9 protein-coding genes and 1 tRNA gene are annotated in these 10,407 nt (G+C 64.1%); 8 read left to right on the top strand and 2 right to left on the bottom strand.

Going from position 1 to position 10,407, the window contains the following annotated elements:
- The first annotated feature begins 1,016 nt into the window (after positions 1-1,016).
- A tRNA-Arg gene (locus tag AB5Y91_RS18450) sits at positions 1,017-1,093 on the top strand.
- 469 nt (positions 1,094-1,562) lie between these two features.
- Positions 1,563-2,387, top strand: coding sequence for a polyphosphate kinase 2 (gene ppk2 / locus AB5Y91_RS18445; protein ID WP_106887873.1), 825 nt, complete (start codon positions 1,563-1,565; stop codon positions 2,385-2,387).
- A 123-nt stretch (positions 2,388-2,510) separates the two neighbouring features.
- Here ppk2 and AB5Y91_RS18440 read toward each other — a convergent pair whose 3' ends face one another.
- Positions 2,511-4,151, bottom strand: a complete 1,641-nt coding sequence (locus tag AB5Y91_RS18440) for a SulP family inorganic anion transporter (RefSeq protein WP_368170482.1) — start codon at positions 4,149-4,151, stop codon at positions 2,511-2,513.
- Between the two features lie 279 nt (positions 4,152-4,430).
- On the opposite strand from AB5Y91_RS18440, the gene AB5Y91_RS18435 reads away from it, so the two are divergent.
- Both AB5Y91_RS18435 and AB5Y91_RS18430 read left to right on the top strand, forming a co-directional pair.
- On the top strand, positions 4,431-5,492 hold the full coding sequence (locus tag AB5Y91_RS18435; RefSeq protein WP_368170481.1) for a PQQ-dependent sugar dehydrogenase: 1,062 nt from the start codon (positions 4,431-4,433) through the stop codon (positions 5,490-5,492).
- 42 nt (positions 5,493-5,534) lie between these two features.
- The gene (locus tag AB5Y91_RS18430) at positions 5,535-5,690 is read left to right on the top strand and encodes an entericidin A/B family lipoprotein (protein ID WP_106886007.1); all 156 of its coding nucleotides are present in this window, start codon (positions 5,535-5,537) and stop codon (positions 5,688-5,690) included.
- Between the two features lie 19 nt (positions 5,691-5,709).
- On the opposite strand, the gene AB5Y91_RS18425 is transcribed toward AB5Y91_RS18430, so the two are convergent.
- A complete protein-coding gene (locus AB5Y91_RS18425; protein ID WP_111909872.1) occupies positions 5,710-6,498 on the bottom strand; it encodes a DeoR/GlpR family DNA-binding transcription regulator in 789 nt (262 codons plus the stop codon).
- Between the two features lie 255 nt (positions 6,499-6,753).
- On the opposite strand from AB5Y91_RS18425, the gene ltnD reads away from it, so the two are divergent.
- The 4 genes from ltnD to otnI all read left to right on the top strand — a co-directional run bounded on the left by ltnD (position 6,754) and on the right by otnI (position 10,372).
- On the top strand, positions 6,754-7,662 hold the full coding sequence (ltnD, locus tag AB5Y91_RS18420) for an L-threonate dehydrogenase (protein WP_368170480.1): 909 nt from the start codon (positions 6,754-6,756) through the stop codon (positions 7,660-7,662).
- Complete coding sequence (otnK, locus tag AB5Y91_RS18415) at positions 7,659-8,912, top strand: 3-oxo-tetronate kinase (protein WP_368170479.1); 1,254 nt, start codon at positions 7,659-7,661, stop codon at positions 8,910-8,912. Before ltnD ends, otnK begins: the two co-directional genes overlap by 4 nt.
- Positions 8,905-9,537 carry an aldolase gene (locus tag AB5Y91_RS18410; protein WP_043758491.1) on the top strand — a complete coding sequence of 211 codons (633 nt, stop codon included), beginning with the start codon at positions 8,905-8,907 and terminating at the stop codon, positions 9,535-9,537. Before otnK ends, AB5Y91_RS18410 begins: the two co-directional genes overlap by 8 nt.
- Positions 9,538-9,598: 61 nt before the next feature.
- The gene (gene otnI / locus AB5Y91_RS18405; RefSeq protein ID WP_368170478.1) at positions 9,599-10,372 is read left to right on the top strand and encodes a 2-oxo-tetronate isomerase; all 774 of its coding nucleotides are present in this window, start codon (positions 9,599-9,601) and stop codon (positions 10,370-10,372) included.
- Positions 10,373-10,407: the final 35 nt, after the last annotated feature.

Genomic DNA, 10,407 nt, shown 5'->3' with positions numbered 1-10,407 from the left:
GAGTACCCGCTGGCCGGAACTGCTACAGGTATCGTGAAATGGAAATCTGACCCCAGCAAGCTCGATTGTCGGCTGACAACGGGCTGATCTGCACCAGAATACCCACTGGCCCGAAGTGCTACAGGTATCGTGAAATGGAACCCTCGCTGCTGACTGGCTGCGATTGTCAGCTGACAACGGGCTGATCTGCGCCGGAGTACCCGCTGGCCCGATGTGCTACAGGTATCGTGAAATGGAATTCTGACCCTGGCAGGCAGTAATTGTCGGCTGACAACGGGCTGATCTGCACCAGAGTGCCCGCTGGCCTGAACTGCTACAGGTATCGTGGAATAGAATTCTGACCCTGGCAGACAATGATTGTCGGCTGACAACGAGGTGATCTGCACCGGTGTGCCCGAGTGCGGAACCGCTATAGGTATCGTGAAATGAAACCCTCGCTGCTGACTGGCTGCGATTGTCAGCTGACAACGGAGTGATCTGCACCTCAGCCCCGCTGACAACCGCATTATCGGTATCGTGAAATGGAACCCTCTCTGCTGACTGGCTGCGATTGTCAGCTGACAACGGGCTGATCTGCACCAGAGTGGCCCGCTGGCCGGAACTACTATAGGTATCGTGAAATGGAAATCTGACCCTGACAGGCAGCGATTGTCGGCTGACAACGAGGTGATCTGCGCCAAAACCCAAATAGGCCGGAACTGCTACAGGTATCGTGAAATGGAACTCAGACCCTGGCAAACAGTGATTGTCGGCTGACAACGGGCCAATCTGCGCCTCGGTGGCCGCTGGCGATCCAATTATCGATACCATGAATGGCAAAAAGGGCACTACATAAGCCTTGATGAGGTCAGATTGGAGTTAGCAATCGAGGACTAAAAATCATTTTTTTGCCGTGTGGTGGCTCCCTACCAAAAAATCTGAACAACAAGCACCCAATCAGGCTAAAAAAGAAGCTTTCCGACAGAAAATCTACGCAGCTGTTTATTTTTATTAGTATTTTTATATAATGCGCGCACGTCCCAGTGGCACAGCTGGATAGCGCGCGCCCCTCCTAAGGGCGAGGTCGCAGGTTCGAATCCTGCCTGGGACGCCATCTCGTAACCTCATTTCACCACCCAATAATGCATTTGCGCATGCGTTGCAAGCATTATTTTGCGCTATTTCAGCGCTATTCAAATCCAAAAATGCACTCAAACCATTGTTTTTTAACGATATTTTTTATTTAAAAGCTCTTATAACCATCCCCTCCTAAGGGACAGGCCACTGGTTCGACTCCAGTCGGGAACGCCAAACAAAACAAGGGGTTGGTATCGCAAGATGCCAACCCCTTGATCCTTTCTGGCCTTCTCCCGGCCTTCGCCACCTGCATACATGGCGGCTGCGTCCCGCCCCCTCTTCAATATCTCACTGCCACCAACAATCACATTGGGCCCCATCAACCATGATCCCGATCATCCCTGATGCTTGCCGCGTCCGGTAGCGGCGCGCCGTCATCTACGCTTGAAGTGCGCCGTTCAGGATGACGGCCACTCCTCATCCGTTTGAGAAAAAAGAAGGACATCATGGCTAGCAAAAAAAAATCCAAAGCTGAACAGCCGGTACCGGTCGCCGAGCCCAAGCCCCTTGGCAACAAGGCATACGAGAAGGAGCTGCGTCGCCTGCACGTGGAGCTGGTGAAGCTGCAGCAATGGGTGGTGCACAAGGGGCTCAAGGTCTGCATCGTCTTCGAGGGGCGCGACGGCGCCGGCAAGGGGGGCACCATCAAGGCGATCACCGAGCGGGTCAGCCCCCGGGTATTCAGGGTCATAGCGCTGCCGGCCCCCACAGAGCGGGAGAAGAGCCAGCTCTACTTCCAGCGCTATATTCCGCACCTGCCGGCGGCGGGCGAGATCATCATCTTCGATCGCAGCTGGTACAACAGGGCCGGGGTGGAGCGCGTCATGGGCTTTTGCAGCCAGGAGGCGAGCGACAAATTCCTGGCAGGGGCCCCCATGGTGGAACAGGCCATGGTCGACTCTGGCATCATATTGCTGAAGTACTGGCTGGAGGTGACGCCGGAGGAGCAGGAGCGACGGCTGCGGGATCGCATCGACGATGGGCGCAAGATCTGGAAGCTCTCCCCCATGGACATCAAGTCCTTCGATCGCTGGGATGACTACACCCGGGCGCGGGATGCCATGTTCACCGCCACCGATACCGCCTGGGCCCCCTGGTTCCTGGCCCGCTCCGAGGACAAGAAGCGGGTGCGGCTCAACATCATCTCCCACCTGCTGAGCCACATCCCCTACGAGGAGCTACCGGCCGAGCCAGTCAAGCTGCCCAAGCGCAAGATTGGCAAGGTCAAGGCCTCGGAGCACCCGTTCAGGGTGATCCCGGAACTCTTCTGATCACAGTCAAGGGGGGGCCTCTGGCTCGCCCCTTGCCCTGCTCCCTCACGCCCTGCTCTGCTGATACTGGCAAATCGCCGCCCTGGCATTGAACAGGGCATTGGGGGGCCTCTGGCCCGTCCCCTACTCTCTGCTCTGCTGATACTGGCGGATGGCCGCCCTGGCATTGAACAGCATGCGGCTCTCCCCCAGCTGGTCGGCCAGCCCGCTGCGGCGCACGTTCTCGAGCACCCCGGGATTGAGCCCGGCCAGCCAGAGGCTGACGCCCCGGGCGCGCGCCTGCTGCTCCCCCTCCATCAGCATCATCAGCGCCGAGTACTCCACGTCCTGTACCCGACTCATGTCCAGCACCACCACCTCGGGCTGGTGAGTCTCGATCAGTTCGCGGATCCGGGCCGCCACATGCTGCACATTGATGAAGAACAGACGCCCCTCAGGCCGCAGAATAAGCAGGCCCGGGATCGTCTCGTCATCGGGATGGCGGGCGGCCAGCGGCCTCAGCACGTCCTCTCCGGGTTTGCGGCCAATCACATAGACGGGCGGCTGCGCCGTCTGGCTGGCGAGCCCCAGCAGAGAGGCCAGGATGGCGACCACTATCCCCTCCAGGGTGCCAAACAGCAGCACCCCCAGACAGGCGATGGCGGCCCAGCGAAACTCCATCATGCGGATCTGCCCTATCTTGCGAAACTCCCCCGGCTGGATGAGCCCCACCGAATAGACGATGACCACCACCGCCAGGGTGGCGCTCGGCAGCCAGGAGAGCAGCGGGGCGAGGAAGATCATGGTGGCCAGCGCCATAGCGGCGGTGACGGCGGAGGCCCACTGGCTCAGGCCCCCGACGGAGCGCACCACGGCGGTCTGGGAGGTGCCGCCTCCCGCTGGCATGCTGCCACAGAAGGCGCCCCCCAGGTTGGCCAGCCCGGTGGCTACCAGCTCGCGGTTCGGATTGATCTCGGGCTCTCCCTTGCCCACGAAGGCCCGCCCTGCGGCTATGGTCTCGGTGAAGCTCATCAGCGCTATGCCCGCCGCCCCCGGCAGCAGTTGCAACACCAGAGTCAGGTCCGGCATCGTCAGGGCGGGCAGGCCGGTGGGAATGCTGCCGACGATGGCGACACCCACATCGTTCAGGCCAAAACCCCACACCAGGGCTATGCCTATGCCCACCCCCAGCAAGGGGGCGGGGGAATGGGGGAAGCGCCACTCCATGAACACCAGCACCACCAGGGTGACGAGGGCGACCACCAGGGTCAGCCAGGAGCTCTGGGGCAGGGCCTGAGCCAGGTGGTAGAGATCCAGGAAGAAGTTCTCCTTCTGGATGTGCACCCCGAACAGCTTGGGCAGCTGATCGAGGATGATCACCAACCCTATGCCGCTCTTGAATCCCACCAGCACCGGCAGGGAGATGAAGTTGGCCACGAAGCCGAGCCGCAGCACCGCCGCCAGCATCAGCATGGCCCCCACCAGCAGGGTCAGGGTGGCGGTCACGGTGAGCAGCCGACCGGGATCCCCATCCGGCACCACCAGCCCGAGCTGGGTTGCGGTCAGGATAGCCAGCGTGCTGGTGGAGCTGACGCTGAGCACCCGGGAGGAGCCCAGCAGGGCGTAGAGCAACATGGGCACCAAGGCGGTGTAGAGACCGACGGCCACCGGCAGACCGGCCACGCTGGCATAGGCCATGGCCTTGGGCAGCACGACGGCTGCGGCTGTGACACCGGCCAGCAGATCAGACAGGGAGCGCCTTGGCGCCGACGCGGGTGATGACATCTTATCCTCCATGAACACAGGCCCCATGGGCCCTGATGCTGCACCGGCGCTCAAGAGACCGCTGCCAACCTATGACCATGGCCGCCCGCCTGGGCGTGCGGACCATGTCTCTTCACACCATCAAGTGTACGCGCACCGCCTTGCGTCGGGCTGAATGCCTTGAGCGTCGCGGCAGGGAAGGCCCGCAGACAGGGCCATCTCTCTTGGCCTGTTGGCAACCCCCTATACTTCAGCGACGTTGAGCCGCCGGCCTTCCCCATTTCCAAGAGGAGATCCCCCTTGTTGCGACTGCTTGTACTGCTGCTGATCTGCCTGGTGAGCCCGCTCCGGGCGCTGACACTGACCCCCCTGGTGGAGGGGCTCAACCATCCCTGGGGGCTGGCCCTGCTACCGGAAGGTGGCTATCTGATTGGCGAGCGCCCGGGCCGCCTGCTGCGCATCGACGCCGGGGGCGAGCGCCATCTCATCTCGGGTCTGCCCCCCATCGCCAATCAAGGTCAGGGGGGCCTGCTCGATCTCGCCCTGGACGACGAGGGCTGGCTCTACCTCAGCTACAGCGAACCCGGCGACGGCGGGGCCGGTACCGCCGTGGCCCGGGCCCGACTGCAAAAGGAGACCCTCATCGACTGGCAACTGCTGTTTCGCCAAGAGCCCAAGGTGGCCGGCGGCGCCCATTTCGGGTCGCGTCTGGTGCTGACCGATGACGGCTATCTCTTCATCACCCTGGGGGATCGTTACAGCGAGCGGGCGCGGGCCCAAACGCTGGACAACCACCTCGGCAAGACGGTGCGCCTGCACAAGGATGGCCGGGTGCCCGCCGACAACCCCTTCGTCAAGACGGCGGGGGCCCTGCCGGAGATCTGGAGCCTGGGCCATCGCAACATGCAGGGCGCCGCCCTGCGCCCGGTTAGCCAGCAATTCTGGGCCCACGAGCACGGCCCCCAGGGCGGGGACGAGGTCAACCTCATACTGCCAGGGCACAACTACGGCTGGCCGGTCGTGACCTTCGGCGAGGAGTACGGGGGTGGCAAGATTGGCGTGGGCCAGAGCGCACCCGGCATGACGCCGCCGCTCTGGGTCTGGGTGCCCTCCATAGCCCCCTCGGGCATGACGTTTTATCAGGGCGCCCTGTTCAAGGAGTGGCAGGGAAATCTGCTGGTCGGTGCCCTGCGCGGTCAGGCCTTGCTGCGTCTTCGCCTCGCGGGGGACAAGATCATCTCGGAGGAGCGGCTGCTGACCGATCTGGGGGAGCGGATCCGTACCATACGGGAAGGCGCGGACGGCGCCCTCTATCTGCTGACGGATTCAGGCAAGGGGCGCCTGCTCAAACTGACCCCATGACATGGAGGCCGGCCCCGGACCAGGCGCCGGCGAGGAGGAAGCATGAACATGAATCGAACCCTGCTGGTGCTCTGTGCCAGCCTCTGGTTGCTGGGCTGCAACACCATACACGGGGTGGGACGGGACATAGAGAAGGCGGGCGAGGTGATCCAGGGATCCGCCAACCTGACGAGCGAGCCTCAGGCCGGCAAAGAGTGACAACCGCAGGCTGGCAACGTCACTCGACGCCGGACGCCAGACTGGCCAGCGGCGCCATGGTCACCCTGACCCCGTGCTGGGCCAGCGCCTCCCGGGCGCTCTGTGGCAACTGCTCGTCGGTGATGACCTGATCGATCGCATCCCAGCCCACCACGTTGAAGGTGCCGACCTTGCCATATTTGGACGAGTCGCAGATGAGGATGCGGCTCGCCGCCGACTCCACCACGGCCCGCTTCACCGGCACCTTCTGCTCGCTCGGGGTCGAGATCCCCTGCCCGTCCCAGGAAGAGGCGGACAGGAAGGCGATGTCCAGGTGCAGGTTGCGCAGGAAGTGGGCTGTGGCCTCCCCGGCACAGGACTGGTTCTCGCGAATGACCTGACCCCCGGTGTGATAGAGGCGGCAGCGGCCGTGCTCGATGAGGTAGGCACAGACCATGAAGTCGTTGGTCACTATCATCAGGTCTTCCCGCAGCGCCAGCTCGCGGGCCAGCTCCAGGGAAGTGGTTCCGGCGTCCAGGTAGACTGTGCTGCCCTCGGCTACCTGGTCGGCGGCCAGCCGGGCTATGGCCAGCTTGGCCCCCTGCATCAGGCTGCGCTTGGTGGCGTGGGAGGGCTCGCTCTTGATCCGCTGGGAGAGACTGACTCCGCCCGAGACGGATAGCACCCGCCCCTGCTCCTCCAGTTTCTGGATGTCGCGTCTGATGGTCATGTGGGAGACCTGCAACCACTCGGTCAGCTCCACTATGCTGACCACGCCGCGCTCTGCCAGCAGTTGCAGGATACGTTGCTGTCGCTCTACGGGAATCATCCTGGTTCACCCCTCGGGGAAAAGAGGCGCCATTCTACCCCAGTGATCTGGTAAAAAATGATAAATAACCTCGAAGGGGCTCACAAATCACATTTATTCACATAAAAAGCATCAAAAATTGATTCAAAAGAATCTCAACCTGCCTGAATAACAAAAATTAACACTACTTAAGTTATTTTTTGTGATGCCTGCCTGATATTTCACCGCCACAAGCCTCTACTATCGGCTCATCAGTCGTTATCGAGGAATCACGAGATGAGCACTTCCTATCATGTCGCCGTCATCGGCCTTGGCGCCATGGGCATGGGCGCCGCCCGCTCCTGCCTGCGGGCCGGGCTCACCACTTACGGCATAGATCTCAGCGAGCAGGCCCGCAGCCAGCTGCAACAGGCCGGTGCCGCCGCCGTCATGGCCGATGCCCGCCCCCTGGCCGAGACCCTGGACGCCGTGCTGCTGCTGGTGGTCAACGCCGTTCAGGTGCGCCGCATCCTGCTCGGCGAAGAGGGGTTGGCCCGCCACCTCAAACCAGGCACCGCCATCATGGTCTCTTCCACCATAGCGGCCGAGGAGGCGAGTTCCCTGGCCGCCGAGCTGGCACAGCTCGGGCTGCCGATGCTGGATGCCCCCGTCTCCGGTGGCGCCATCAAGGCCGACGCGGGGGAGATGACTGTGATGGCCGCAGGCGCAGACGCCGCCTTCGACAAGCTGGCCCCTGTGCTGGATGCGGTCGCCGGCAAGGTCTACCGGGTCGGCAGCGAACCGGGCCAGGGCAGCACGGTCAAGATCATCCACCAGCTGCTGGCCGGGGTGCATATCGCCGTCGCCGCCGAGGCCATGGCGCTGGCGAGCAAAGCCGGCGTGCCGCTGGATCTCATGTATGACGTGGTCACCCATGCCGCCGGCAACTCCTGGATGTTTGAAAACCGCATGCCCCGGGTACTGACCGGCGACTACCAGGCCCGCTCCGCGGTGGACATCTTCGTCAAGGATCTCACCCTGGTGGCGGACACCGCCAAGGCGCTGCGCTTCCCGCTGCCGCTCGCGAGCACCGCCCTCAACATGTTCCTCAGCGCCAGCAACGCGGGGCACGGCCAGGAAGATGACAGCGCCGTCATCAAGACGTTCTCCGGCATCACCCTACCGGGTCAGGAGGAGCGGCCATGAAACTCGGTGTCATCGCAGACGACTTCACCGGCGCCACCGATATCGCCGGCTTCCTGGTGGAGAACGGCCTCTCCACCCTGCAACTCTCCGGCGTGCCGCAGCACGACGGGGATCTGCCCCAGGTCGACGCCGTGGTGATCAGCCTCAAGAGCCGCTCCTGCCCGGCGGGCGAAGCGGTGCGCGACTCCCTGGCGGCCCTGGCCTGGCTCCAGGTCCGCGGCTGCCCGCGCATCTACCAGAAGTACTGCTCCACCTTCGACAGCACGGCGGCAGGCAACATAGGTCCGGTGACCGACGCCCTGCTGGCGGCGCTTGGCCAGGACTTCACCCTGATCTGCCCGGCCCTGCCGGTGAACGGTCGCACCGTCTATCAGGGCAACCTCTTCGTGGGGGCCCTGCCGCTCGCCGAGTCCGGCATGCGACACCACCCCATCACCCCCATGACCGACAGCAACCTGCTGCGGCTGATGGAGGGGCAGGCCCAGGGCCGCGCCGGTCTGGTGCCGTTTGTCACCATAGACAAGGGGGCCGCCGCCATTGCAGGGGCCTTTGAGCAGTTGGCAGAGGACGGCGTGCGCTACGCCGTGGTCGATACCCTGACCGAGCAACACCTGCTGGACATCGCCACCGCCGCCCTCGACCTGCCCCTGGTGACCGGGGGCTCCGGCCTCGCCATCGGTCTGGCCCGCCAGCTTGGGAGCGGTGATCTGCAGGGTGCCCGCGAGGCGGGTTGGCCCAGAGGCTCGCGCGCCGTGGTGCTGTCGGGCTCCTGCTCCGAGATGACCAACCGCCAGGTGGCCCGCTATCGCCAGCACGCCCCTGCGCTTGCGCTGGACGTGGCACGCTGCCTCGAGGATGCCGACTACCCGGCCGAGCTGGCCCAGTGGGTACTGGCCCAGCCCCTCACCCCGGCGCCGCTGGTCTACGCCACTACCAGCCCGGGGGAGCTGGCCCGCATTCAGGAGAGCCACGGCCAGCAGGCGGCCAGCGACGCCGTGGAGCACTGCTTTGCCCGCCTCGCCCAGCGGCTGCAGGGCACAGGGGTGGACGGCTTCATCATCGCCGGCGGCGAGACCTCCAGCCGGATCACCCAGGCCCTCGGGGTCAAGGCGTTCCACATAGGCCCGCAAATCGCCCCCGGAGTGCCCTGGGTGCGGGCCATAGACGCCCCCCTCTCCCTGGCGCTCAAGTCGGGGAACTTCGGGGATGAGGATTTCTTCGACAAGGCTCAGGAGTACTTCCATGACTGAACAGGCATTGCGCGACACCATGGTGATGCTGGGGGCCTCCCTCTTCCAGCGTGGCTATGCCACCGGGGGCGCCGGCAACCTCTCGGCCCTGCTGCCGGACGGCACCCTGATCGCCACCCCCACCGGCTCCTGCCTCGGGCGTCTGAGCGCCGACAGGCTCTCTCACGTCAACCTGCAGGGGGAGCACCTGGGGGGTGATCGCCCCTCCAAGGAGGTGGCCTTCCATCTCGCCATCTACCACAACAATCCGGACTGCCGGGCCGTGGTGCACCTGCACTGCACCCACCTGACCGCCCTCTCCTGCCTGGAGGGGCTGGATCCGGCCAACGTCATCCGCCCCTTCACCCCCTACTACGTGATGCGGGTCGGTCAATTGCCGCTCATCCCCTACTACAAGCCGGGGGATGCCCGCATCGCCGAGGAGCTGGGGCGCCGCGCCCCCGAGGGCAACGCCTTCCTGCTGGCCAACCACGGCCCCGTGGTGACGGGCAAGGATCTGGTGGATGCGGTCAACAACATGGAGGAGCTGGAGGAGACGGCGCGCCTGGCACTGATGCTCCATGGCCAGTCCATCCGCTACCTGAGCGAACCCGAAATTGATGAATTGAGGAGGATGAAACCATGAGCCAATACTGGTCCGCCCCTCTGACCCGATACAAGCACAACGCATTGAGGAGCATCACGCCATGAGCAAGTTTGCCGCCAATCTCACCATGCTGTTTACCGAGCTGCCGTTCCTGGAGCGCTTCGCCGCCGCCCGCGAGGCAGGCTTCGCCGCGGTGGAGTTTCTCTTCCCCTACGAGTGGCCGGCCGCCGAGCTGGGCCGCCGCTTGCGCGAGCACGGCCTCTCCCAGGCCCTGTTCAACATGCCGCCGGGCAACTGGGGGGCGGGGGAGCGCGGCATGGCCGCCATCCCGGGGCGGGAGGCGGAGTTTCGCGCCCACTTGCCATGCGTGCGGGACTACGCCCTGGCGCTCGGCTGCACCAAGGTGCACGCCATGAGCGGCATAGTCGACCCCGCTCATAGCCTGGCGGCCCACCGCCAGACCCTGGTCGACAACATCCGCTTCGCCGCCGATTTTCTGGCAGCGGACGGCATCCGGGTATTGCTCGAGCCCCTCAACGATAGAGATGTGCCCGGCTACTTCCTGGCCCACCAGCTCGACGCCCTGGCCCTGGTGCAGGAGATAGACAGGCCCAACGTGGGGGTGCAGCTCGACCTCTACCACGCCCAGATCATGGACGGGGATCTCACCCGCCTCATCGGCAAGCTGGGCCCGGCCATAGGGCACGTCCAGATAGCCTCGGTGCCGGATCGCCACGAGCCGGACGAGGGGGAGCTTGCCTACCCCCACCTGTTCAAGGTGCTGGCGCAGGCGGGCTACCACGACTGGATAGGCTGCGAATACAACCCCAGAGCCGGCACCCGGGAAGGGCTGGGCTGGCTCACACAACAATAACAACGACGACACCCTACACATGAACGAGTCTGAGG

The sequence above is a fragment of the Aeromonas sp. R4-3 genome (genome assembly GCF_040908275.1).
In the GTDB taxonomy this organism is placed as follows: Bacteria; Pseudomonadota; Gammaproteobacteria; order Enterobacterales; family Aeromonadaceae; genus Aeromonas; species Aeromonas rivipollensis.
The sequence above is the reverse complement of the archived record's forward strand: the minus strand, read 5'-3'. Positions and strand labels throughout refer to the sequence as shown.